This window comes from Variovorax endophyticus (assembly GCF_025376855.1).
In the GTDB taxonomy this organism is placed as follows: Bacteria; Pseudomonadota; Gammaproteobacteria; order Burkholderiales; family Burkholderiaceae_C; genus Variovorax.
Genome location: NZ_JAHUTH010000018.1, coordinates 73221 through 96329 on the forward strand (window position 1 = coordinate 73221; position 23109 = coordinate 96329).

The 23109-nt window shown below is 71.3% G+C and carries 20 protein-coding genes; 12 read left to right on the plus strand and 8 right to left on the minus strand.

Translation table 11 applies throughout. The annotated features are described in order from the left end of the window. Positions 1-16 precede the first annotated feature (16 nt). Positions 17-481, minus strand: coding sequence for a Cd(II)/Pb(II)-responsive transcriptional regulator (cadR, locus tag KV106_RS22825; RefSeq protein WP_057594856.1), 465 nt, complete (start codon positions 479-481; stop codon positions 17-19). A 118-nt stretch (positions 482-599) separates the two neighbouring features. Here cadR and KV106_RS22830 point away from each other — a divergent pair, with 118 nt between their 5' ends. Beyond that, the gene (locus tag KV106_RS22830) at positions 600-2936 is read left to right on the plus strand and encodes a heavy metal translocating P-type ATPase (RefSeq protein WP_261212540.1); all 2337 of its coding nucleotides are present in this window, start codon (positions 600-602) and stop codon (positions 2934-2936) included. 1 nt (position 2937) lies between these two features. Here the strand turns inward: KV106_RS22830 and KV106_RS22835 are convergent, their stop codons facing one another. After that, complete coding sequence (locus tag KV106_RS22835; RefSeq protein WP_261212542.1) at positions 2938-3501, minus strand: carboxymuconolactone decarboxylase family protein; 564 nt, start codon at positions 3499-3501, stop codon at positions 2938-2940. A 110-nt stretch (positions 3502-3611) separates the two neighbouring features. Here KV106_RS22835 and KV106_RS22840 point away from each other — a divergent pair, with 110 nt between their 5' ends. From KV106_RS22840 to KV106_RS22850, 3 genes are read left to right on the plus strand one after another with little or no spacing between them, the layout of a single operon-like run. Further along, entirely contained in the window at positions 3612-3929 is a 318-nt protein-coding gene (locus tag KV106_RS22840; RefSeq protein WP_057594853.1) for a winged helix-turn-helix transcriptional regulator, read from the plus strand. A 46-nt stretch (positions 3930-3975) separates the two neighbouring features. Beyond that, a complete protein-coding gene (locus KV106_RS22845) occupies positions 3976-5823 on the plus strand; it encodes an ATP-binding response regulator (protein WP_261212544.1) in 1848 nt (615 codons plus the stop codon). A gap of 45 nt (positions 5824-5868) precedes the next feature. Next, positions 5869-7083, plus strand: coding sequence for a cation:proton antiporter (locus KV106_RS22850; protein WP_261212654.1), 1215 nt, complete (start codon positions 5869-5871; stop codon positions 7081-7083). Here the strand turns inward: KV106_RS22850 and KV106_RS22855 are convergent. The 4 genes from KV106_RS22855 to KV106_RS22870 all read right to left on the minus strand — a co-directional run bounded on the left by KV106_RS22855 (position 7080) and on the right by KV106_RS22870 (position 11243). Beyond that, positions 7080-8021: a lipase secretion chaperone gene (locus KV106_RS22855; protein WP_261212545.1), complete on the minus strand. Its 942-nt coding sequence runs from the start codon at positions 8019-8021 to the stop codon at positions 7080-7082. The genes KV106_RS22850 and KV106_RS22855 overlap by 4 nt on opposite strands. Beyond that, positions 8018-8974: an esterase/lipase family protein gene (locus KV106_RS22860; RefSeq protein ID WP_261212547.1), complete on the minus strand. Its 957-nt coding sequence runs from the start codon at positions 8972-8974 to the stop codon at positions 8018-8020. The genes KV106_RS22855 and KV106_RS22860 overlap by 4 nt, the downstream gene beginning before the upstream one ends. Before the next feature lie 218 nt (positions 8975-9192). Then, entirely contained in the window at positions 9193-10533 is a 1341-nt protein-coding gene (locus KV106_RS22865) for a heavy metal sensor histidine kinase (protein ID WP_261212549.1), read from the minus strand. Positions 10534-10565: 32 nt separating this feature from the next. Further along, positions 10566-11243, minus strand: a complete 678-nt coding sequence (locus tag KV106_RS22870) for a heavy metal response regulator transcription factor (protein ID WP_057594849.1) — start codon at positions 11241-11243, stop codon at positions 10566-10568. 162 nt (positions 11244-11405) lie between these two features. Here KV106_RS22870 and czcI point away from each other — a divergent pair, with 162 nt between their 5' ends. The 6 genes from czcI (at position 11406) to KV106_RS22900 (ending at position 19328) form a co-directional block, all read left to right on the plus strand. Next, on the plus strand, positions 11406-11783 hold the full coding sequence (czcI, locus tag KV106_RS22875) for a cation efflux protein, CzcI family (protein WP_057594848.1): 378 nt from the start codon (positions 11406-11408) through the stop codon (positions 11781-11783). Positions 11784-11887: 104 nt separating this feature from the next. Next, on the plus strand, positions 11888-13282 hold the full coding sequence (locus KV106_RS22880; protein WP_261212551.1) for a TolC family protein: 1395 nt from the start codon (positions 11888-11890) through the stop codon (positions 13280-13282). A gap of 8 nt (positions 13283-13290) precedes the next feature. Further along, the gene (locus tag KV106_RS22885; RefSeq protein WP_261212552.1) at positions 13291-14736 is read left to right on the plus strand and encodes an efflux RND transporter periplasmic adaptor subunit; all 1446 of its coding nucleotides are present in this window, start codon (positions 13291-13293) and stop codon (positions 14734-14736) included. 9 nt (positions 14737-14745) lie between these two features. Further along, complete coding sequence (locus KV106_RS22890) at positions 14746-18006, plus strand: CusA/CzcA family heavy metal efflux RND transporter (RefSeq protein WP_261212555.1); 3261 nt, start codon at positions 14746-14748, stop codon at positions 18004-18006. Then, the gene (locus tag KV106_RS22895) at positions 17996-18898 is read left to right on the plus strand and encodes a cation diffusion facilitator family transporter (protein ID WP_057592124.1); all 903 of its coding nucleotides are present in this window, start codon (positions 17996-17998) and stop codon (positions 18896-18898) included. Before KV106_RS22890 ends, KV106_RS22895 begins: the two co-directional genes overlap by 11 nt. A 58-nt stretch (positions 18899-18956) precedes the next feature. Continuing rightward, the gene (locus tag KV106_RS22900) at positions 18957-19328 is read left to right on the plus strand and encodes a hypothetical protein (RefSeq protein ID WP_172705412.1); all 372 of its coding nucleotides are present in this window, start codon (positions 18957-18959) and stop codon (positions 19326-19328) included. A gap of 4 nt (positions 19329-19332) precedes the next feature. Here KV106_RS22900 and mog read toward each other — a convergent pair whose 3' ends face one another. Continuing rightward, on the minus strand, positions 19333-19923 hold the full coding sequence (mog, locus tag KV106_RS22905) for a molybdopterin adenylyltransferase (protein ID WP_261212556.1): 591 nt from the start codon (positions 19921-19923) through the stop codon (positions 19333-19335). Further along, entirely contained in the window at positions 19920-20576 is a 657-nt protein-coding gene (yjgA, locus tag KV106_RS22910) for a ribosome biogenesis factor YjgA (RefSeq protein WP_057592127.1), read from the minus strand. Before yjgA ends, mog begins: the two co-directional genes overlap by 4 nt. A 105-nt stretch (positions 20577-20681) precedes the next feature. On the opposite strand from yjgA, the gene pmbA reads away from it, so the two are divergent. Together pmbA and KV106_RS22920 are read left to right on the plus strand one after the other, a co-directional pair. Next, positions 20682-22052 carry a metalloprotease PmbA gene (pmbA, locus tag KV106_RS22915; RefSeq protein ID WP_261212557.1) on the plus strand — a complete coding sequence of 457 codons (1371 nt, stop codon included), beginning with the start codon at positions 20682-20684 and terminating at the stop codon, positions 22050-22052. A gap of 70 nt (positions 22053-22122) precedes the next feature. Next, positions 22123-23094: a helix-turn-helix domain-containing protein gene (locus KV106_RS22920; protein ID WP_057592129.1), complete on the plus strand. Its 972-nt coding sequence runs from the start codon at positions 22123-22125 to the stop codon at positions 23092-23094. Positions 23095-23109 lie beyond the last annotated feature (15 nt).

Here is a 23109-nt window from a genome sequence, read left to right on the forward strand (position 1 = left end):
AGCCCGGGCCCGGCCGCTAGCGGCGCGCGGGCGCGTGCAGCGCGCCGTGCACGTGCCCCGCGTGCTGGCCGAAGCCCTCGGGCTCGAGCGCGGCCGCGTCGAGCTCCTGGATGATCCCGCAGGGCTGGGCCGCATCGGCGCCGCCGCATTGCCGGCGCAGCGCCTTCAGCTGCTTCTCGAGCGTGCGCAGCTCGGCGATGCGCGCCGCCACATGGCCGATGTGGTCGTCGAGCAGCTGGTTGACCTCGCCGCAGTCCTCCTGCGGCGCATCGCGGAATTTCAGCAGGCTGCGGATCTCGTCGAGCGTCATGTCGAGCGAGCGGCAGCGGCGCACGAAGCCCAGGCGCTGCGCATGGTCCTCGCCGTAGATGCGGTAGTTGCCCTCGGTGCGCGCGGGCGCGGGCAGCAGGCCTTCGCGCTCGTAGTAGCGGATGGTCTCGACGGGCGTGTTCGCGGCCTTGGCCAGGTCACCGATTTTCATGATGCGGCAGATGGAAGGCTGGCGAGGAGGGCGGGCCGGGTGGGCCGGCGAAGCCCCGCCAGCGGGTGGGGGCACTGCGTTTGACTCTACACCTGCTTCAGGGTTTTCAATCGAGCCCATGACGAACCAGAACACGCTCGACAGGGATATCCGGACCGCCGGCGCGCACGGCCACGACCACGGCCATGCGCACGATCACGACCATGCGCCCGCGGCCGCGCCGCCGGCGCACGACGCCTGCTGCAGCCACACGGGCTGCGGCTCGGCCTCGGTGTCGGCCTTCGTGTCGGCGCCGGAGGCGGCCGACCTGCCCAAGGGCGCGACGCTGTTCCGCATTCCCACCATGGACTGCGCGGTCGAGGAATCCGAGATCCGCCGCGCGCTCGAGCCCGTGGCCGGCATCGGCGCGCTGCGCTTCCGGCTCGGCGAACGCACGATGGCGATCACCGCCGACGAAGCCGCGCTGGCCGAGGCCCTGGCGGCGATCCGCAAGGCCGGCTTCAAGCCCGAACCGGTGGCCGCGCCCGCGCCGGGCGCGGCGCGCGCCATCGAGCCCGCGGGCTGGAAGAGCGCCGGCCTCGCGCGCCTGGTCGCGGCGCTGGTGCTCGCCATCGGCGCCGAGTCCATCTCCTTCCTCGCGCTCGAGGGCAAGGGCTTCATGGCCTTCGAGATGGGACTCGCGCTCGCGGCCATCGCGCTCGCGGGGCTCGACACCTACAAGAAGGGCTTCGCGGCGCTGGTGCGCGGCCGGCTCAACATCAATGCGCTGATGGCGGTGGCCGTGACCGGCGCCTTCTTCATCGGCCAGTGGCCCGAGGCCGCGATGGTGATGGCGCTCTATGCGATCGCCGAACTGATCGAGGCACGCGCCGTGGACCGCGCGCGCAACGCGATCCAGAGCCTGCTGGCGCTGGCGCCCGAGCAGGCCGAGGTGCGCCAGCCCGATGGCGGCTGGCGGACGGTGCCCGCGAGCGAGGTGCCGCTGGGCGCGGTGGTGCGCATCCGCCCGGGCGAGCGCGTGGCGCTCGACGGCGTGGTCACGGCCGGCAGCAGCGCGATCGACCAGGCGCCGGTCACGGGCGAGAGCATCCCGGTCGACAAGACCGTGGGCGACACCGTCTTCGCCGGCACCATCAACCAGACCGCGGGGCTCGAGTTCCGCGTCACCGCGGTGGCCGCCAACACCACGCTGGCGCGCATCATCCACGCGGTGGAGGAGGCGCAGGGCACGCGCGCGCCCACGCAGCGCTTCGTCGACCGCTTCGCCGCGATCTACACGCCGGCCGTGTTCGCGCTCGCGCTGGCCATCGCGCTGCTCACGCCCTGGCTCATGGACTGGACCTGGCTGCAGGCGATCTACAAGGCGCTGGTGCTGCTGGTCATCGCCTGCCCCTGCGCGCTGGTGATCTCCACGCCGGTGACGGTGGTGAGCGCGCTGGCCTCGGCCGCGCGGCGCGGCATCCTGATCAAGGGCGGCACCTACCTCGAGGAGGCGCGCAAGCTCAAGGCGGTGGCGCTCGACAAGACCGGCACCATCACCGAGGGCAAGCCCAGGCTGGTCGAGTCCGAGGTGCTCGGCGCCACGGCCGGCGGCGACGCGGCCGTGCTCGCCATCGCGGCCAGCATCGCGGGGCGCTCCGACCACCCGGTGTCCAGGGCCATCGCCGAGGGGCTGAAGTCGGTCGACCATGCGCTCGAGGAAGTGCAGGACTTCGCGGCGCTGCCGGGCCGCGGCGTGGAAGCCGTGCACGGCGGCCAACGCTACGCGCTGGCCAACCTCCGGCTGATCGAGGAACGCGGCCTCTGCACGCCCGCGATCGAGGCCGCGCTGAAGCGCCACGAGGAAGCCGGCCGCACCGTCACCCTGCTGGCCTCGCCGCAGGCGGTGCTCGCGCTGTTCGCCGTGGCCGACACCATCAAGCCCTCGTCGCAGGCGGCCGTGGCCGAACTGCGCGCGCTCGGCGTGGTGCCCGTGATGCTGACCGGCGACAACGCCGCCACCGCCCGGACCATCGGCGCGCATGCCGGCATCGAGGACGTGCGCGGCAACCTGCTGCCCGAGGAGAAGCTCGATGCCGTGAAGGCGATGCAGCAGCGCTACGGCATGGCCGCCATGACCGGCGACGGCATCAACGACGCGCCCGCGCTCGCGCAGGCCGACATCGGCTTCGCGATGGGCGGCGCCGGCACCGACACCGCGATGGAGGCGGCCGACGTGGTCATCATGAACGACGACCTGCGCCGCATTCCCGAGACCATCCGGCTGTCGCGCCGCGCGCACGCCGTGCTGTGGCAGAACATCACGCTGGCGCTCGGCATCAAGGGCGTGTTCTTCGTGCTCGCGGTGTTCGGCAGCGCGACCATGTGGATGGCCGTGTTCGCCGACATGGGCGCGAGCCTGCTGGTGGTGGCGAACGGGCTGCGCCTGATGCGCGCCGAGAGGAACGGCGCCTGAGCTACCAGCGCGCGGCCCAGCGCTCGAGCGGCACGCGCGCCGCGTTGCAGACGTAGCTCACCGCGTGGTACCAGCCCGCGAGCATCATCAGCTCGAGGCACTGCGCGTGGTCCCAGTGCTCGCCGAGGGCATGCCACAGCGCATCGTCGATGTGGCCCGTGTCGTGCAACTGGTCGACCATGCGCAGCAGCAGGGCGTCGCGCGGCTGCAGTGGGGACAGGTCCGCGTCGCGCCCGGCGGTCGCCCGCCGCTCGGCCTCGCCGAGGCCGGCCGCGTCGGCGAAGCCACTCCAGTGCACGCCCCATTCGTACTCGGCACCGCAACGCGCGCACACGCGCAGGATCACGAGCTCGCGCTCGCGCAGCGAGATCGAGGCCTTGCGGCCCAGGAAGTGGCGGCCCAACTCCAGCGTGCGCTCGGCGAGCCGGGGATTCACGGCCAGCACCCGGAACAGCGCCAGCACCTCGGGGGCCTGCGGTGGCGTCATGCGCGCGAGCAGTTCGGCGATGCCTTCGGGGTAGGGCGCCTCGAGCGGCGGGATGCGGGGCGCGGTCTCTGCAGTCATGGGGGCTCCTTGCATAGAATGGCTGAAGTCGCTACGAAATCCGTAGCGATGATCCAGTCTATCGCTACGAAATGCGTAGCGCAGTAACGCACGCGACTCGCCCACCGACCATGCAAGAGAACGATCCCGCCGAAGCCCCCGCGGCGCACCGCCGCCCCGTCATGCGGCTGCTCGAGCAGCTCGGCCGCAAGGGCACCCTGCGCGTGCTGTGGGAGCTGCGCGACGGCCAGCCGCAGAGCTTTCGCGCGCTGCGCACCAGTTGCGGCGAGATGTCGCCCTCGGTGCTCAACGACCGCCTCAAGGAGCTGCGCGCCACCGGGATCGTGGCGCTGGGCGACGCGGGCTATGCGCTGACCGAGTCGGGCGCCGAGCTGGTGCGACGGCTGAAGCCGCTCAACCAGTGGGCCGACCGCTGGTTCGTCCCATGACTTAGGGCACTTCCGAGCACCGGGGGCGGTCCCCAGAATCGTCCCGATGACCAGCGCCGCAGCCCGCGACCCGAACGGCGAGCCCCTCGACCGTACCCTCGCGCAGCGCGTGCTGCGCGAGCACCTGGGTTCGTTCTACGGCTCGCGCAACGTCTCGGTCGCCACCCACATCGGCTTCGCCATCGCGCTCGGCGTCGCCACCTTCGAGCGCAGCTCGGTCGCCGCGCTGTCGTGGCTGGGACTGGTGGTCGCCACCGATCTCGCGGTGCTGCTGGCGCCGCGCTGGCATGCCGGCATCCCCGATGCCATGAGCGCGGCCTGGGCCCGCCGCTATGCCGCGCAGGTCACGCTGCTGAGCCTCGTCGCGGCCCCCGTGCCGGCCTTCTTCATGGCGCCCGACGACCTGGTGACGACCACGCTGCTGGTGGTGGTCATCATGAGCGGCTGGACCCGCTCGATGCAGTCGCTGTGCTCGCTCAAGCCCGCGCTGTACGGCTACGGCATCCCGATGATGGCGGGGCTGGTGCTCGCGCTGGCCTGGCAGGGCGACGGCGTGCACCTGTTCCTCGCGGTGTTCGGCGCGGTGCACCTGGTGCTCACCTTGCGCATCGCGACGCGCCAGCACCGCGTGCTCGACGAGGCGCTGCGGCTGCGCTTCCGCAACGAGGTGCTGGCCGCGCGGCTGGGCGAGCAGGTGGTGGCCACCGAGCGCGCGAGCCAGGAGAAGAGCCGCTTCCTCGGCACCGCGAGCCACGACCTGCGCCAGCCGCTGCATGCGATCGCGCTGTTCGGCGCGGCGCTCGAGAACGAGCTGCGCAACCGCCCCGAAGGCCGCAACGCCGAGCGGCTGATGCGCGCGGTGCATGCGCTGGGCCATTCGCTCGACACCATGCTCGACGTGTCGCGGCTCGATGCCGGCGTGGTCGCGCCGGTGCTCGACGCGGTGCCGCTCGATGCGATGTTCCTCACGCTCAACCACACCTTCTCGGCCCAGGCCGAGCAGCGCCAGCTGCAGCTGCGCGTGCGCGCCAGCGGCCTGTGGGTGCGCAGCGATCCGCAGTTGCTGCACCGCATGCTGTCGAACCTGATGGACAACGCGCTCAAGTACACCGCCAGCGGCGGCGTGACGGTGATCGCGCGCGACCGCGGCGAGAAGGTGTGGATCGAGGTGCGCGACACCGGCATCGGCATCGCGCCGGAGCAGTCGGGCCGGATCTTCGAGGAGTTCTACCAGATCGACAACCCCGGCCGCGACCGCTCGCGCGGGTTGGGCATCGGGCTGGCGATCGTGCAGCGGCTCTCTCGCCTGCTCGGCCATCCGGTGCAGATGCATTCGCGCCTGGGCCGGGGCACGCACGTGCGCGTGGTGGTGCCCGCCGCGCCGGCGCGCGACGAGGCCTGCGCGCCCGCCGTCGCGGCCGCGCCGCCATGGCGCCAGTCCTTCACGCCCGCGCCTTCGTTCGGGCCGCGCGCGCCGATGCCGCGCATCGAACCGATGCCGCGCCGCGTGCTGCTGGTCGACGACGAGGCCGACATCCGCGATGCCATGACCGGCCTGCTGCGCCAGCACGCGATCGACCTGCATGCGGTGGCCGACGAGGCCGCCGCCGCGCAGGCGCTGGCGCGCGCCGGCGCCGAGGGCCGGCCCTACGGCCTGCTGTTGTGCGACTACCGGCTGGCCGACGGCTCCGACGGCCTCGACGCCGGGCTGCGGTTGCGCCGGAGCCAGGGCGGCCGGTTGCCGCTGCTGCTGGTGACCGGCGAGACCGCGCCGCCGCGGCTGCAGCGCGTGCGCGAGTCGGGCGTGCCGGTGCTGTTCAAGCCGGTGGTCGAGGAGTCGCTGCTGCGCGCCATGGCCGCGCTGTGGACCGAGGCCGGACGCGGCGGGACTTAACATCCGCCGATTTCCACCACGACGCTGCTGCTGCAACTCATCGTCATCCTCGGCACGGCCCGCGTCTGCGGCTGGGTGCTGCGCCATCTCGGCCAACCGGGCGTGGTCGGCGAGATGGCCGCCGGCCTGATGCTGGGTCCCGCCGTCATGGGCGCGCTGTTCCCCTCGCTGCATGGCCAGATCTTCGCCAGGGAGTCGCTCGGCGGCCTGTCGGCGCTCGCCACCGTGGGCCTGGTGCTGTTCATGTTCGTGGTCGGCCTCGAGCTGCGCGCCTCGCAGGGCGTGAAGGCGCAGCTCCGGTCGGCCGGCTGGGTCGGCATCGCCAGCGTGATCGCGCCGCTGGGCCTGGGCCTGGCGATCGCGCCCGCGCTGCATCCTTCGCTGGCACCGGCCGGCGTGGGCTTCTGGCCCTTCGCGCTGTTCATCGCGGCGGCGCTGTCGATCACCGCGTTCCCGGTGATGGCGCGCATCCTCAAGGACCGCGGCCTGACGCGCACCCCCTTCGGCCAGCTCTCGCTGGGCGCGGCCGCGGTGGTCGACGTCTTCGCCTGGGTGCTGCTGGCCTTCGTGGTGGCGCTGGCCGGCGCGGGCGAGGGCTACCTCGGGCTGCTGCGCACCGGCGGCGGCGCGGTGGCGCTGTTCGCCTTCCTGTTCCTCGGCCTGAAGCCGGCCTATGCCTGGCTGCTGCGCACCCGCGCGCCCGACGGCGAGCCCTCGACCACGGTGCTGGCCTCGCTGATGATCGGCCTGCTGGTCTCGGCCCTGCTCACCGAATGGCTGCACCTGCACGCGGTGTTCGGCGCCTTCCTGTTCGGTGCCTGCCTGCCGCGCGACGACCGCCTGCTGCGTTCGCTGCAGGAGCGCATCGAGCCGCTGTCGATCGTGCTGCTGATGCCGCTGTTCTTCGCGCTCGCGGGACTGGGCACCACGGCCAGCGCCTTCTCGGGTGCCGGCATCGGCGCGCTGCTGCTGATCGTCGCGGTCGCCAGCGTCGGCAAGCTGGCCGGCGGCGCGATCGGCGCGCGCCTGGCCGGCTACGGCTGGCGCGACAGCCTGGCGACCGGCGCGCTGATGAACGCGCGCGGACTGATGGAACTGATCGTCATCAAGATCGGCCTCGACGTCGGCCTGATCGGCCCCGAGCTCTTCACCATGCTGCTGGTGATGGCGCTGGCGACCACGGCGATGACGGGGCCGCTGATCAACCTCGTGATGGGGCGCGAGGCGCGCGCGGCCGAGGCGGCGCGCGTGGAGTCCTAGCGCGGCGTCATCGACGGCGCCGCGGCCGCCGCCTGCGCGCGCAACTGCAGCGCCGCTTCCAGCCGCATCCGTTCCTCGGGCGTGAAGAGCTGCTGCTTCATCTGTTCGAGCGACTGCGCGTCGGCCTTGGCCGATTGCAATGCCGCGTACTGCGCGAGCCGCCCCTGCCAGTCGCGTTCCTCGCGGTCGAGCTGCGCGAGCTGCTGCGCGGCCGGCGCGCCGTACTGAGCGCTGCGTTCGGCGAAGCGTTCCTGGTCGCTGGCGCCGCGCGCCTCGAGCGCCGCGGTCTGCGAGGCCACCTGGAGCTGGGCCACGGTCTGGGCGCGCTGCGCGCGCTGGGTCTCGCCGAGGCTGCGCTCGTTGTCCTCGAGCGCGGCCTGGCGCTGCGCGGGCGTGAGACCGGTGTTGCGCTCGATCTCGAGCCGCGCGAGGCTGTAGCGGTCGAAGTCGTCGTCGGCACCGAACAGCGCCTGGTATTCGTCGGGCATGAAGTGCTGTTCGCGCACCCGGCGGCGCGCCTCGACCGTGTCGCGCAGCGCGCGCGGATCGCCGAGGTCGGCCGGCAGCTGCAGCGCGCCGAGCGCCACGCGGTAGTCGACGTAGCGGCCCAGCAGCGCCCGGGCGCGCGCCGCCTCGTGCGGCGCGAAGTGCGCGGGCACCAGCGCCTCGACGCGGCGCTTGAGGTCCTCGGGGCTCGCGGCCTCGCCGGCCTCGAGCAAGAGCGCCTCGATGCGGTCGCGCAGGTTCGGCGTGAGGAAGCTGTCGGCGATGGCTGCAGGCGCGGTGACCGCGGGTGCCCGCGGCAAGGGCGCGAGACCGGCCGACGCGGCCTCGCCCGTGCGCGCCTCGCTGTCCGCCGGGCCCGACATGCCGAACCACCAGCCGCCGAGCGCCACCACCGCGGCCGCGGCCAGAACCAGGGGCCAGCGGCGCGTCACAGGCCGATCTGCTTGAGGCGGGTGGCGTGCTGGCGGTACAGCGCGACCGGGTCGGGCGCGAGCCAGTCGCGCACGCCGAGCAGCTGGTTCACCTCGTCGAGGTGGTTCTGGCGGTAGTCGCCCAGGTGCTTGCCCAGCCGCGAGGAGCACACGGCCACCAGCCCGTCGTTGGTCTCGCCGAAGCTCAGGCTCAGCAGGCCGAGCGAAGCGTCGCTGGGGTCGAGCAGGTTGGTCACGGGCTGCTTGCCGGTCCACGAGTAGTAGCGCACGCCGTCGACCACCTCGGCGCCGTCGCCGCAGCCCGTGGGCACGGCCTGCGGGAAGCGGCGCGTGAAGTCGGCCGAGCCGGCCGCGGTCAGCGAGTTCAGCGCGGCCACCGGCATCTGCGGCAGCCCGGTGCCGCCCGAACCGAGGTTGATGAGCGCGACGAAGGCATTCACCGCGCCGTTGAGCACGCTCTCGCCGAGCGAGCCGGCCGGCACGGTGCCGCGCAGGATGTCGGCCACGCGCGAGCCCTTGTTCGGACCGGCCACCGAGGTCACCGAGGCCACCAGCTGCGGCGCCACGCCCGCCACGTAGCGGATGGTCGGGCCGCCGTGCGAATGGCCCACCAGGTTGACCTTGGCGGCGCCCGTGATCGCCAGGATGTTCTTCACCTGGGCGAGCAACTGCTCGCCGCGCACCTCGGTGCTGTTGGCGGCCGACACCTGCGCCACGAACACGCGCGCGCCGCTGCGCTGCAGCGCCGAGGGAATGCCGTACCAGTAGTCGACGCCGAACAGCGAATCGAAACCGAACAGGCCGTGCACGAGCACGATGGGGTACCTGGTCTGGGTGGCGGTGTCCTGCGCCTGCGCGGGCGCCGCGATGCCCAGAAGGCTCAGGGGGCCCAGCAGGGCGAAGACCGTGGAAAGCGCCAGGCGGCGCAGCAGGCCACCGAAAAATCCATTCATGCTCATCTCCTTGGGTGCCGGTTAATAAAACGAACGTCCGTGCTTTTTATTGAGGGCGGATTCTTGGGGGCGCGGCGCCCGCGCCGTATCGGGATAAACCCGGCTTGGCCGACGAAAGGTACGCGCAGTTCCGCGAAAGAAGCCCAAAGTTCTCGGGCGTTGCGTGTGCGATGAAGAAGAAAGGCGTCAGCGGCCGAAAGCGGCCGAGCGCCCGCGCGTCACGGTTGCGTTGGCACCGTGAAGCCGATGCGCGTCGTGCCGTCATGGCTGGCCGCGAACACGCGCCCGCCATGCATGCGCGCGATGGCCTCGACGATCGACAGGCCCAGCCCATGGTGGCGGGCCGAGCCGTCGCGCGCCGGGGCCGCGCGGTAGAAGCGCTCGAACAGCCGCGGCAGCACCTCGGGCGCGATGGCGGCGCCGCGGTTGACGAGCACCAGCGCGATCGCGTCGCGCTGGCTGCCCGGGCCGCTGTCGGGGCCGATCTCGATCGCGACGGTCGATCCCGGCGCCGCGAAGCGGATGGCATTGCCCAGCAGGTTCGACAGCGCGCGGCGCACCAGCGCCGCATCGACGTCGACCCTGGCATCGCCTTCGACGCGCGCCTGCAGCCCGGCCTCCTCGAGCATCGCGTCGTGGAAGTCGATCACGTCCACCGCCTGCGCCGCCAGGCTCACGGTCGCGCGCGAGCGCGTCGCGCCGCCGCGTTCGGCCTGCGAGAGGAACAGCATGTCGGTCACGATGCCCGAGAGGCGGCCGATCTCCTCGAGGTTGGAGGCCAGCACCGCCTGCAGCTCCTCGTTGCCGCGCGGCCGGGTCAGCGCGAGCTCGGTCGAGCCGATCAGGTTGGCCAGCGGCGTGCGCAGCTCATGCGCCACGTCGGCGTTGAAGGACTCGAGCTGCACGTAGGCGCGCTGCACGCGCAACAGCAGTGCGTTGAACTGCGTGATCCAGGGTTGCAGCTCTTCGGCGAAGGCCAGCGCGTCGATGGGCTCGTTGGGCCGGTCGGGCGCCATCGCCGCGGTGCGCTCGGCCAGCGCCTTCAGTGGCCGCAAGCCGCGCCGCACCAGCCAGAAGCCGGTCAGCGAGACCAGCGCCGTGCCCAGCAGCACCGCGCCCAGCAGGGTCCAGGCCAGGCGCTCGAGCAGGCGCGCGTCGTTGGCCACGCTGATGCCGATCGAGACCGTGAGCGGCGCGGCCTGCGCGCCCGGCGCGCGCCACGGCACGCGCAGGTCGCTGCGCACCCAGCGCCCGCCGGCCGGCGGCGCGGAGCGGAAGATGGTGTCGCCCGTGGCCGTGACGATCGAGAGGCTGAACTCGTCCTCCATCGAGAAGAAGTCCTCGAGCTTGTGCCGCAGGGTCGAGAGATCGCCGGCCTTCTCGCTCTCGGCCAGCAGGTGCTGCACCAGCTCGGCCTTGTGCGCGATCTCGGTGTCCTGCTTGGCGCCGAAGTTCCAGGCCGTGACGAGGTAGACCGCGAGGCACACCACGCTCAGGCCGAAGAAGGTCTGGGCCGCGAACCAGAGCGACAGCCGGCGGCGTATGGAGGGGGCGCGCATGCTCGCCGGGAGAGGGACGGGAGACCGGGCCCTCAGGCCCAGGAGCGGTCTTCGAGCACGTAGCCCATGCCGCGCACCGTGTGCAGCAGCTTCACCTCGAAGGGATCGTCGATCTTGCCGCGCAGCCGGCGGATCGCCACCTCGACCACGTTGGTGTCGCTGTCGAAGTTCATATCCCACACCTGCTCGGCCAGCGTGGTGCGCGACAGGATCTGGCCGCGCCGGCGCAGCAGCACGGTCAGCAGCATGAATTCCTTCGAGGTCAGGTCGACGCGCTTGCGCGCGCGCTGGCACTTGCGGCTCGCGAGGTCGAGCTCGAGGTCGGCCAGACGCAACACGGTGGCGTCTTGGGCCTGGCCGCGGCGCAGCAGGGCCTGGATGCGCGCGAGCAGTTCCGAGAACGAGAAGGGCTTGACCAGGTAGTCGTCGGCGCCCTGCTGCAGGCCGTTCACGCGGTCCTCGACCTTGTCGCGCGCGGTCAGCACCAGCACCGGGACGTTCTTGGTGCGGCGTATCGCCTTGAGCACCGCGAATCCATCGATGCCCGGGAGCATCACGTCGAGCAGGATCAGGCCGTAGTCGCCCTCGGTGGCCAGGTAGCGGCCCTCGATGCCGTCGCGCGCGATGTCGACGACGTAACCGTTCTCCTCCAGGCCTTTCTTGAGGTAGTCGCCCAGCTTGGGCTCGTCCTCGATCACAAGAATTCGCATCGCCGGATGGTAATGAAACAGGGGCTCCGCAGGGGGTTACAAATTCGTAATCCGTCTGACGGACAAAGCCCTTTCGAGGCGTCGTACATTGCGCTGCACCCGCGTTCCGTGGGGTCTTGAGAGGCCCGGCAACGCAGGTGCCGTCGATATACTCCCGCTCCCATGCGCCGCTGGCTGTTGATCTTCCTGGTGTTCCTGCTTCCGCTCCAGTACAGCTGGGCGATGTCGGCCGCCTATTGCGCGCACGAACAGGACGCGCAGACGCAGCACTGGGGCCACCACGAGCATCCGGGCAACGCGGCCGAGGATCGCAGCCACGCCGACGCGGGTACGTCGAAGGACGCCGGCAACGTGCCGAATCCCGCGATCGGCGACTGTGCCCTGTGCCACTTCGGTCATGCGCAGCATGCCGTGGCGGCGCCCGCCGAAGTGCCCGGCATCGCCTTCGTTCCGCAGGGCCCGCGCGCCGTGCTCGCCGAGTCCTTCGACTCCCACATCCCCGAAGTGCCCGTGCGCCCCGCATGGACTCTCGCCGCCTGATCCGGCGAGAGCACGCCTTCATTCCCTTTTCGCACTGACACCGTTCATGCACTGAGCTCTCGCCGGATTTTCCCGTTCGTTGTTTCGCAACCCAGGAGAATCCGATGCGCACGCTCTTCGTGCCGCTGGCCGTGTTGGCCTTGGCGGTACCCCCGGTCTTCGCCCAGCCTTCGCTGCCCACGCAGCAGGCCGCGACCGGCACTTCCACTTCTGCTGCCTCATCGCAGGCCTCCGCCAGCCTCGAGCCCGCGGGCTCGCTGACCCTGCGCAGCGCGCTCGCGCTGGCGTTCCAGGCCAACCCGGGCCTGTTCGCGGCCCGGCGCGAGCGCGAGGCCACCGATGGCGCGCTGGTGCAGGCCGGCGCCTGGCCCAATCCCACGCTAGACGTGACGCTCGAGGACACGCGGCGCGACAACCGCACCACCACCGTCCAGCTGAGCCAGCCGATCGAGCTCGGCGGCAAGCGCGCGGCGCGCGTGAGCGCGGCCGAACGCGCGCGCGACCAGGCCGAGTCCGCGCTCGCGGCCAAGCGCGCCGAACTGCGCGCCACCGCGATCACGCTGTTCTTCGAGGTGCTGTCGGCGCAGGAACGGCTGCGGCTGGCGCAGGACTCGGTGGGCCTCGCGCAGGCGGCCACGCGCGCCGCGGCCAACCGCGTGGCGGCCGGCAAGGTCTCGCCGCTCGAAGAAACCCGCTCGCGCGTGGCCGAGGCCGGCATCCGCGTCGAGCTGATGCAGGCCGAGGGCACCCTGCGCACGGCGCGCCAGCAGCTCGCGGCGCTGTGGGGCAATCCGGCGCCGCGCTTCACGCAGGTCGAAGGCGCGGTCGATGGCCTGCCGCAGCCGATGAGCGAGCAGGAGGTGGCGCTGCGCCGTGCCGAGGCACCGGCGCTGCGCCAGGCGCGGCTCGAGGTCGAGCGCCGGCGCGCGCTGTCCGAGCTGGAGCGCGCCAAGCGCATTCCCGACGTGACCGTGTCGCTGGGCGCCAAGCGCGTACCGGCTTCCGAGGGCGAGGGCGGCACCGGCGGTTCGCGCCGTGACCAGGTGGTGCTGGGCCTGTCGGTGCCGCTGCCGATCTTCGACACCAACCGCGGCAACCTCGCCGAGGCCCTGAGCCGCGAGGAGAAGGCGCGCGACGAACTCGCGGCCGCCGAACTGCAGCTCGGCGCCGACCTGGCCCAGGCGGGCGAGCGGCTGCGCTCGGCGCGCGCCACCGCCGAGACCCTGCAGCGCGACGCGCTGCCCGGCGCGGCCGAGGCCTGGCGCGCGGCCACCAAGGGCTTCGAGCTCGGCAAGTTCAGCTTCCTCGAGGCACTCGATGCGCAGCGCACGCTGTTCCAGGTGCGCGCGCAGTACCTGCTGGCGCTGGCCGAGGCGCACCGCGCCGCGGGCGAGCTCGACCGGCTGCTCGGCACCGAGGGCCTGTCCGACGACCTCGCCACCCCGGCCCCCGTGGCCGCCATTCCCGCCGCCACCCCCCATTCCGCTGTCACCCGCTGAGGTTTCCCATGAGCATCGAACAAGAACGCAAGAACGCCGCGCCCGCCGTGGGCCGCAAGCAATGGATCGCGATCGCCGTCGTACTGGCCGCGGGGCTGGCCGTCGGCGCGCTGATCCTGCGCACCGGAGGACCGTCGAAGCCCGCCGGCGGCCACGCCGAGTCGGCCGCGCATGCCGACGAGGAGCACCACGAGAGCGGCAAGGAAGCCGCCGGCCATGGCCATGACCACGAGGAGGCGAAGGGCCATGCCGATGGCGAGCACCACGAGGAGGAGGGCAAGGGCGAGAAGAAGGCCGCGGCCGGCGACGACGGCCACGGGCACGGGGCCAAGGAGGAGGCCAAGGGCGAAGCAAAAGGCGAAGCGAAGGGCGAGACCAAGGCCGAACCCAAGGCCGCCGCCGGCGGGCACGAGGGCGAGGACCGCAGGATCGCCTTCACCGAGGCCCAGATCCAGGCCGCCGGCGTGGCGATCGAGACCACCGGCCCCGCGAACATCCGCACCGCGCTGCAACTGCCGGGCGAGATCCGCTTCAACGAGGACCGCACGGCGCACGTGGTGCCGCGCGTGCCGGGCGTGGTCGACAGCGTGCCCGCCAACCTCGGGCAGGAGGTCCGGCGCGGCCAGGTGCTGGCGGTGATCTCGAGCCCGGCGCTGTCGGAGCAGCGCAGCGAGCTGCAGTCGGCGCAGCGCCGGCTCGAGCTGGCGCGCAGCACCTACGAGCGCGAAAAGAAGCTGTGGGAGGAGAAGATCTCGCCGCAGCAGGACTACCTGCAGGCGCAGCAGGCGATGCAGGAGGCGCAGATCGCGGTCGCCAACGCCAACCAGAAGCTGCTGGCGCTCGGCGCCGTGCCGGGCTCGGGCGGCGGCGCGCTGGGCCGCTACGAACTGCGCGCGCCCTTCGACGGGCTGGTGGTCGAGAAGCACATCTCGCTCGGCGAATCGGTCAAGGAAGACGCCAACGTCTTCACCGTCTCCGACCTGTCCACCGTCTGGGCCGAGATCAGCGTGCCCGCGCAGCACCTGCCGCTGGTGCGCACCGGCGAGACGGTCAACATCCGTTCCACCGCCTTCGACCAGGTGGCGCAGGGCAAGGTCTCGTACGTGGGCGCGCTGCTCGGCGCGCAGACGCGCACCGCGACCGCGCGCGTGACGCTCAACAACCCGCAGCGCGTGTGGCGCCCGGGGCTGTTCGTCAACGTCGAGCTGGTGGCCTCCGAGCTGCAGGCGCCGGTCACGGTGTCGGCCGAGGCGGTGCAGAGCGTGGAGGACAAGCCCACCGTGTTCCTGCGCGTGCCCGGCGGCTTCATGCCGCAGGCCGTGCAGACCGGTCGCAGCGACGGAAAGCGCATCGAGATCACGGGCGGCCTGAAGCCGGGCCAGGCCTATGCCGCCGCGGGCAGCTTCGTCGTCAAGTCGCAGCAGGGCAAGGCCTCTGCGACCCACACCCACTGAGGACGCACGATGTTCGAACGTGTGATCCGATTCGCCATCGAGCAGCGCTGGCTGGTGCTGCTCGCGGTGCTGGGCATGGCCGCGCTCGGCGTGTTCAGCTACCAGAAGCTGCCCATCGACGCGGTGCCCGACATCACCAACGTGCAGGTGCAGATCAACACCGCCGCGCCCGGCTACTCGCCGCTGGAGACCGAGCAGCGCGTGACCTACCCGATCGAGACCGTGATGGCCGGCCTGCCGGGCCTGCAGCAGACGCGCTCGCTGTCGCGCTACGGGCTGTCGCAGGTGACCGTGATCTTCAAGGACGGCACCGACATCTACTTCGCGCGCCAGCTCGTCAACGAGCGCATCCAGTCGGCGCGCGAGAAGATGCCCGAGGGGATCTCGCCGGTGGTGGGGCCGATCTCCACCGGCCTGGGCGAGATCTACCTCTGGACCGTGGAGACGGAAGAGGGCGCGAAGCGGCCCGACGGCCAGCCCTACACGTCGACCGACCTGCGCGAGATCCAGGACTGGATCATCAAGCCGCAGCTGCGCAACGTGCCGGGCGTGACCGAGATCAACTCCATCGGCGGCTACGCCAAGGAGTTCCAGATCGCGCCCGATCCCGCCAAGCTGCTCGCGCACGGCCTCACGATGACCGACATCGTGACCGCGCTCGACCGCAACAACGCCAACGTGGGCGCGGGCTACATCGAGAAGCGCGGCGAGCAGTACCTGATCCGCGCGCCGGGCCAGGTGAAGTCGGCCGAGGACATCGGCAACGTGATCCTCGGCAACGCGCAGGGCGTGCCGTTGCGCGTGTCCGACGTGGCGCAGGTCGGCATCGGCCAGGAGCTGCGCACGGGCGCCGCCACCGACAACGGCCGCGAGGTGGTGCTGGGCACGGTGTTCATGCTGATCGGCGAGAACAGCCGCAGCGTCTCGCAGGCGGTCGACCGCAAGATGCAGGAGATCAACCGCACCCTGCCCGAGGGCGTGAAGGCGGTGACGGTGTACGACCGCACGGTGCTGGTCGACAAGGCCATCGCCACGGTGAAGAAGAACCTGCTCGAGGGCGCGGTGCTGGTGATCGCGATCCTGTTCCTGTTCCTCGGCAACATCCGAGCGGCCGTCATCACCGCGCTGGTGATCCCGCTGTCGATGCTGTTCACCTTCACCGGCATGGTGAACCAGCGCATCAGCGCCAACCTCATGAGCCTGGGCGCGCTGGACTTCGGCATCATCATCGACGGCGCAGTGGTGATCGTGGAGAACTGCGTGCGGCGCCTGGCCCATGCGCAGGCCCACAAGGGCCGGCCGCTCACGCGCAGCGAACGCTTCCACGAGGTCTTCGCGGCCTCGCAGGAGGCGCGCCGGCCGCTGCTGTTCGGCCAGCTCATCATCATGATCGTGTACCTGCCGATCTTCGCGCTCACCGGCGTCGAGGGAAAGCTGTTCCACCCGATGGCCTTCACGGTGGTGATCGCGCTGCTGGGCGCGATGATCCTGTCGATCACCTTCATTCCGGCGGCCGTGGCGCTGTTCATCGGCAGCAAGGTCGGCGAGAAGGAGAACCGGCTGATGACCTGGGCGCGCCGCGCCTACGAGCCGCTGCTGGCGCGCGTGATGAACGCCAAGCCGCTGGTGATCACGCTGGCCTCGGTGGCGGTGGTGCTCTCGGGCCTCTTGGCCACGCGCCTGGGCACCGAGTTCGTGCCCAGCCTCAGCGAGGGCGACTTCGCGATCCAGGCGCTGCGCATCCCGGGCACCAGCCTCACGCAGTCGGTCGAGATGCAGCAGCAGCTCGAGCGCACGCTGAAGGCCAAGTTCCCCGAGATCGAGCGCGTGTTCGCGCGCACCGGCACGGCCGAGATCGCCTCCGACCCGATGCCGCCGAACATCTCCGACGGCTACATCATGCTCAAGCCCGAGAGCGAATGGCCCACGCCCAAGCGCAGCCGCGCCGAGCTGCTGGTGGCGGTGCAGGAGGAGGTCGAGAAGCTGCCGGGCAACAACTACGAGTTCTCGCAGCCGATCCAGCTGCGCTTCAACGAGCTGATCTCGGGCGTGCGCAGCGACGTGGCGGTGAAGATCTTCGGCGACGACATGGCGGTGCTCGAGAAGACCGCCGCGCAGGTGGCCGGTGTGCTCAACGGCATCGCAGGCGCGGCCGAGGTCAAGGTCGAGCAGACCACGGGCCTGCCGATGCTCACGGTGGAGATCGACCGCGGCAAGACCGCGCGCTACGGCCTCAACGTGGGCGACGTGCAGGACGCGATCTCGACCGCGGTCGGCGGCCGCGAGGCCGGCACCCTGTTCGACGGCGACCGGCGCTTCGGCATCGTGGTGCGCCTGCCCGAGAACCTGCGCACCGACCTGGAGGCGATCCAGCGGCTGCCGATCGCGCTGCCGCGCGGCACGGCCGCGCCCACGGGCGTTGCCGGCAGCACGATGCAGGGCGCCACCGGCGCCGCGCCCGAGGGCCAGCGGCTGAGCTTCATCCCGCTCGGCGAGGTCGCCACCTTGTCGGTCGCGCCCGGCCCGAACCAGGTCAGCCGCGAGGACGGCAAGCGCCGCATCGTGGTCAGCGCCAACGTGCGCGGGCGCGACCTCGGATCCTTCGTGGCCGAGGCCGAGCAGGCGATGCAGTCGGTGCGCATCCCCGTGGGCTACTGGACCGACTGGGGCGGCCAGTACGAGAACCTCGAGTCGGCGACGAAGCGGCTGCAGATCGTGGTGCCGGTGTCGCTGATGCTGGTGTTCGTGCTGCTGTTCGCGATGTTCGGCAACCTCAAGGACGGCCTGCTGGTCTTCACCGGCATCCCGTTCGCGCTCACCGGCGGCATCGTGGCGCTGTGGCTGCGCGACATCCCGCTGTCGATCTCGGCCGCGGTGGGCTTCATCGCGCTGTCGGGCGTGGCGGTGCTCAACGGGCTGGTGATGCTGTCCTTCATCCGCAACCTGCGCGAGGGCGGCCTGCCGCTCGATGCCGCGATCCGCGAGGGCGCGCTGACCCGGCTGCGGCCGGTGCTGATGACCGCGCTGGTGGCCTCGCTGGGCTTCGTGCCGATGGCCATCGCCACCGGCACCGGCGCCGAGGTGCAGCGGCCGTTGGCCACGGTGGTGATCGGCGGTATCCTGTCCTCGACCGCGCTCACGCTGCTGGTGCTGCCGCTGCTCTACCGGATCGCGCACCGGCGCGACGACGAGGAGGACGAAGCGGCGCTGCTGGAACGTCGGCAGGGCGCGCCCATCGACCCCGAACCGCAGGCATCCCATGGCCCATGAGCATTCGCACGGCGCCGGCGCCAACGAGAAGGCACTGCGCTGGGCGCTGCTGCTGACCTCGACCTACCTCGTGGCGGAGGTGGTCGGCGGGCTGGTCTCGGGCAGCCTCGCGCTGCTGTCCGATGCCGCCCACATGTTCACCGACACGGTGGCGCTGGCGATCTCGCTGGCCGCCATTCGCATCGGCCGGCGGCCGGCCGACCGGCGCCGCACCTTCGGCTACCACCGCTTCGAGATCCTCGCGGCGGTGCTCAACGCGGTGCTGCTGTTCCTGGTGGCGATCTACGTGCTCTACGAAGCCTGGCGGCGCATCGCGGCGCCGGCCGAGATCCAGTCGACCATGATGCTGCTCGTGGCCGCGGGCGGGCTGGTCGTCAACCTGATCGGCATGCGCCTGCTGGCCAGCGGCAAGGACAGGAGCCTCAACGTCAAGGGCGCCTACCTCGAGGTCTGGGCCGACATGCTGGGCTCGGTGGGCGTGATCGTCGGCGCCCTGGTGATCCGCTTCACCGGCTGGGCCTGGGTCGATTCGCTGATCGCGGTGGCCATCGGCCTGTGGGTGCTGCCGCGCACCTGGCGCCTGCTGCGCGAGAGCCTCAACGTGCTGCTCGAGGGCGTGCCCGACGAGGTCGACCTGCCCGAGGTGGAGCGCGCGCTGCTCGCGAGCGAGGGCGTGGCCAGCCTGCACGACCTGCACGTGTGGGCGCTGTCCAGCGGCAAGGTGAGCCTCAGCGTGCACGTGGTGAGCGCGCCCGGTATCGACGACCTCGCGCCGCTGGTGCAGCGGTTGCGCGCGCTGCTGGCCGAGCGCTTCGACATCCACCATTCGACCGTGCAGGCCGAGCGCGTGCCTTGCGAGCAGGCGGGGGAGACGCACGGCTTCGGCACCTGAGCAGTCCGTGACTCGCGGATGGCGCACAATCCGCCGCGAATCACAGCACACAGGACCGATGAGCCGCAGCCACCGCCAGTCTTATTCGCCTTCCATCGAGGCCGCCGCCCGCGAGCCGCGGCGCCGCAGAAGCGACGCACCCTCGCATTCGCCGATGGCCTTCGACGCGGCATCGGTGCCCGCGGATTCCGCGTCCCCCACGAGGACCTGGCGCTCGACGGTGGTCGGCGCCGCCATCGGCTTCGGCATCGCGCTGGCGCTGGCCATGCAATGGCTCATGACCTGGCAGCTCGACAACGCGCAGCAGCGCCGCGAACAGCAGAAGCAGCTGCGTGCGGCCGCCTCGCGCTGCTACGAGCAGGCGTCGAATGCCGCGGTGCAGGCCTGCCTCAAGGAGGTCGAGGCCCGGGGCGCGGCGGTCCAGCCCTGAAGCTTCAGCGCGCGGGCCGGATCGCCGACTTCGGGCGGAAGGCCTTGCAGACCGTGTCGTCGGTCTCGAGGTAGGGCCCGCCGATCAGGTCGATGCAGTAGGGCACGGCCGCGAAGATGCCGGGCACGAGCTGCGTGCCCTCGGCGTCCTTCAGGCCCTCGAGCGTTTCCGCGATCGACTTGGGCTGTCCCGGCAGGTTGATGATCAGGCTCTGGTCGCGGATCACCGCGACCTGGCGCGAGAGAATCGCGGTCGGCACGAAGCGCAGGCTGATCTGGCGCATCTGCTCGCCGAAGCCCGGCATCTCCTTGTGGGCCACGGCCAGCGTGGCCTCGGGCGTCACGTCGCGCAGCGCGGGGCCGGTACCGCCGGTGGTCAGCACCAGCGAGCAGCCGGCGTCGACCAGCTCGATCAGCGCGGCGCTGATGCCGGGTGCCTCGTCGGGGATCAGCCGGGGCTCGAAGTCGATCGGATTCTTGAGCGCGCGGCGCAGCCAGTCCTGCAGCGCGGGCAGGCCCTTGTCCTCATAGGCGCCGCTCGAGGCGCGGTCGCTGATCGAGACGATGCCGATGCGTACCGGATCGAAACCGCTCATGCGTCCTCCTCCCGGTCCTGCGCCGCCGCGGCTGCCGCATGGTCGTCGCCGCCATGCACCGCGAGCTGCTCGCGCACGAGCTGGAACACCTCGCGGTAGGCCTTGCCCTGGCGCGGCGCCTCGCCGGCCGGGCCGGCCTTGATGTCCTTGCGCGCCTGGCGCACGAGGGCGCGCAGCTGCTGGGCATCGGTGGCCGGGTGGGTCTCGATCCAGCCGCCGAGCGCATCGTCGTCGGCGATCAGGCGATCGCGCCAGCGCTCCGCCTCGTGCAGCAGCGCGGTCTCGGCGGCCGGGCCGCTGGACTGCTCGGCCAGCGCGGCGCGCACGGCCTCGAGCGTGGGCTCGTCGAGCTTGCGCATCAGCTTGCCGATGAACTGCATCTGGCGGCGCTTGCCCTCGAAGTTGGTGATGCGCTTGGCCTCGCGGATCGCCTCGACCAGCTTCTCGTCGAGCGGCAGCGCGTCGAACAGCGCGGCGCGCAGGGTCATGAGCTCTTCGCCGAGCTTCTGCAGTTCGGCGCTCTCGCGCTTGAGGTCGGTGCGGCTGGCGTCGTCGGTGCCCTTGAGCTCGCGCTTGAGCTCCAGGTCGAGTTCGCTGCCTTCGGCGACGAACTGGCCGCGGACGAAGTAGCCTTTTTTGGGTTTGCGGGACATGGGGATGGATTCTGTGCCGCGCCGCGCGGCGGTGCAACGCGGCGGGACCGAGGGGAAAACGGTGCCAAACGGGAAACGGGGGGCGCAAGTATCATAGCCACCCACATGACGACCTCTTCCTCGCGCGCCGACTCCGGCTTCGCCTACAGCCGCTCCTTCTTCGAAAACCTGGTCGATTCGGCCCTGGCCCATGCCAAGAAGCTGGGGGCCACCAACGCGGGGGCCGAAGCTTCCGAGGGCTGCGGCCTCAGCGTCTCGGTGCGCAAGGGCGAACTCGAGAACGTCGAGCGCAACCGCGACAAGTCGCTGGGCGTCACCGTCTACGTCGGCCACCGGCGCGGCAATGCCAGCACCTCCGACTTCTCCGAGGCGGCCATCGCCCAGACCGTGCAGGCGGCCTACGACATCGCGCGCTTCACGGCCGAGGACCCGGTCAGCGGCCTGCCCGACGAGGCCGACATCGCCAAGGAGCATCCCGACCTCGACCTGTTCCACCCCTGGGCGGTGACAAGCGAGCAGGCCGCGAAGCTGGCGCTCGAGTGCGAGGCCGCCGCGCTGTCGACCGACAAGCGCATCACCAACAGCGAAGGCGCGGGTGTCTCGGCCCAGCAGAGCCACTTCTTCAGCGCCCACACCCACGGTTTCCGCGGCGGCTACGCGAGTTCGCGCCATTCGATTTCGGTGGCGCCGATCGCCGGCAAGGGCGACAACATGCAGCGCGACGCCTGGTACAGCTCGATGCGCTCGGCCGACGAGCTCGCGAGCCCGCAGGCCGTGGGCCGCTACGCCGCCGAGCGCGCGCTGAGCCGGCTGAAGTCGCGCAAGATCAAGACCGTGGAATGCCCGGTGCTGTTCGAGTCGCCGCTGGCCGCGGGCCTGCTCGGCGGGCTCGTGCAGGCCACCAGCGGCGGCGCGCTCTACCGCAAGAGCACCTTCCTGCTCGACTCGCTCGGCAAGCCCGTGCTGCCCTCGCACGTCGACGTGAGCGAAGACCCGCACGTGCTGCGCGGCAAGGGCAGCTCGCCCTTCGACGACGAGGGCGTGGTCACCCGCGCGCGCAAGGTGGTCGACGCGGGCCGGCTCGAGGGCTACTTCCTCTCGACCTACTCGGCGCGCAAGCTCGGCATGAAGACCACCGGCAATGCCGGCGGCTCGCACAACCTGGTGCTGAGCTCGCGCCTCACGCAGGCCGGCGACGACCTCGACGCCATGCTGCAGAAGCTGGGCACCGGCCTGTTCGTCATCGAGCTGATGGGGCAGGGCGTGAACTACGTGACCGGCGACTACTCGCGCGGCGCCAGCGGCTTCTGGGTCGAAAAGGGTCGCATCGCGTTCCCGGTGGAGGAGATCACCATCGCCGGCAACCTCAAGGACATGCTGATGGGGATTGAAGCCATCGGGGCCGATGCTTACACTTTCGGCGCCAAGACGACGGGCTCGCTGCTGGTCAACCGCATGAAGGTCGCTGGCGCCTGATCCCCCGGGGAATGGGCACCGCGGTCGCGGCATCCGGTTGGCGGCCCTGATGGCAGGGAGACAACGAACGATGAACCGACCCCAGCGCGCCGCCCGCAAACCCGAACTCGAACACGAACTGCTGCGCGACCCGCGCCTGGGCTTCGAGCCCGCGGGCGGCGGCACCGTGCGCTGCCTGCAGCACGGCGTGCCCTGGCCCTTCGACTGCTGGCACTACCACGACGAGTACGAGCTGCAGATCATCAACCGCACCACCGGCCAGGCCTTCGTGGGCAACCACATCGGCCGCTTCGAGCCCGGCTACGTGGCGCTGGTGGGCTCGCGGCTGCCGCACACCTGGATCTCCGACGACGTGCCGGCCGAGGGCATCGCCGACCGCAGCATGGTGATCCACTTCCGCGAGGAGCCGCTGCGCAAGGGCTCGGCGCTGTTCCCCGAGATCGACGCGGTGCTGCCGATGCTCGACCGCGCGCGCCGCGGCATCGAGTTCTTCGGCATCGGAGAAGTGGCGCGCGAGCGCTTCCAGCGCGTGCAGGCGCACGAGGGCATGGCGCGGCTGGCGGAGTTCATCGGCCTGCTGCACGAGCTCGCGCGCTGGGAGGACTGGCGCCTGATCTCGAGCGAGGACGAGCCCTCCGACGGCGACCCCGCCACCAGCACGCGCATGCGCCGCGTGCTCGACCACCTCGACGAGCACCTGGCCGAGGAGATCTCGCTGGCCTCGGTCAGCGCCATCGCGAACATGGCCGAGAGCAGCTTCTCGCGCTACTTCCACCGCCAGATGGGCAGCACCTTCACCGAGTTCGTGACCCGGCTGCGCATCGCCAAGGCCTGCCAGATGCTGCAGACCTCGGACCGACTGGTCAGCGACATCTGCTACGAGGTCGGCTTCTTCAACATCGCGAACTTCAACCGCCGCTTCCTGCAGCACAAGGGCATGACACCCAGCGCCTACCGCCAGCAGGCGCAGGAGCGCTTCGGGCTGCGCACCGTCCACTACCCGCCCACGACCCCGGTAAAACCCCAGTCGGCCTGGTCATGAAAGTACCAGTACCCC

What these genes read in the sequence shown, in the direction of transcription:
- KV106_RS22900 (WP_172705412.1), top strand. Translation starts at nt 18,957, where the DNA reads ATGAGCCGCAGCCACCGCCAGTCTTATTCGCCTTCCATCGAGGCCGCC.
- KV106_RS22835 (WP_261212542.1), bottom strand. Translation starts at nt 3,501, where the DNA reads ATGACTGCAGAGACCGCGCCCCGCATCCCGCCGCTCGAGGCGCCCTAC.
- KV106_RS22865 (WP_261212549.1), bottom strand. Translation starts at nt 10,533, where the DNA reads ATGCGCGCCCCCTCCATACGCCGCCGGCTGTCGCTCTGGTTCGCGGCC.
- pmbA (WP_261212557.1), top strand. Translation starts at nt 20,682, where the DNA reads ATGACGACCTCTTCCTCGCGCGCCGACTCCGGCTTCGCCTACAGCCGC.
- KV106_RS22870 (WP_057594849.1), bottom strand. Translation starts at nt 11,243, where the DNA reads ATGCGAATTCTTGTGATCGAGGACGAGCCCAAGCTGGGCGACTACCTC.
- mog (WP_261212556.1), bottom strand. Translation starts at nt 19,923, where the DNA reads ATGAGCGGTTTCGATCCGGTACGCATCGGCATCGTCTCGATCAGCGAC.
- cadR (WP_057594856.1), bottom strand. Translation starts at nt 481, where the DNA reads ATGAAAATCGGTGACCTGGCCAAGGCCGCGAACACGCCCGTCGAGACC.
- KV106_RS22890 (WP_261212555.1), top strand. Translation starts at nt 14,746, where the DNA reads ATGTTCGAACGTGTGATCCGATTCGCCATCGAGCAGCGCTGGCTGGTG.
- KV106_RS22885 (WP_261212552.1), top strand. Translation starts at nt 13,291, where the DNA reads ATGAGCATCGAACAAGAACGCAAGAACGCCGCGCCCGCCGTGGGCCGC.
- KV106_RS22895 (WP_057592124.1), top strand. Translation starts at nt 17,996, where the DNA reads ATGGCCCATGAGCATTCGCACGGCGCCGGCGCCAACGAGAAGGCACTG.
- KV106_RS22845 (WP_261212544.1), top strand. Translation starts at nt 3,976, where the DNA reads ATGACCAGCGCCGCAGCCCGCGACCCGAACGGCGAGCCCCTCGACCGT.
- KV106_RS22840 (WP_057594853.1), top strand. Translation starts at nt 3,612, where the DNA reads ATGCAAGAGAACGATCCCGCCGAAGCCCCCGCGGCGCACCGCCGCCCC.
- KV106_RS22830 (WP_261212540.1), top strand. Translation starts at nt 600, where the DNA reads ATGACGAACCAGAACACGCTCGACAGGGATATCCGGACCGCCGGCGCG.
- KV106_RS22880 (WP_261212551.1), top strand. Translation starts at nt 11,888, where the DNA reads ATGCGCACGCTCTTCGTGCCGCTGGCCGTGTTGGCCTTGGCGGTACCC.
- yjgA (WP_057592127.1), bottom strand. Translation starts at nt 20,576, where the DNA reads ATGTCCCGCAAACCCAAAAAAGGCTACTTCGTCCGCGGCCAGTTCGTC.
- KV106_RS22860 (WP_261212547.1), bottom strand. Translation starts at nt 8,974, where the DNA reads ATGAATGGATTTTTCGGTGGCCTGCTGCGCCGCCTGGCGCTTTCCACG.
- KV106_RS22920 (WP_057592129.1), top strand. Translation starts at nt 22,123, where the DNA reads ATGAACCGACCCCAGCGCGCCGCCCGCAAACCCGAACTCGAACACGAA.
- czcI (WP_057594848.1), top strand. Translation starts at nt 11,406, where the DNA reads ATGCGCCGCTGGCTGTTGATCTTCCTGGTGTTCCTGCTTCCGCTCCAG.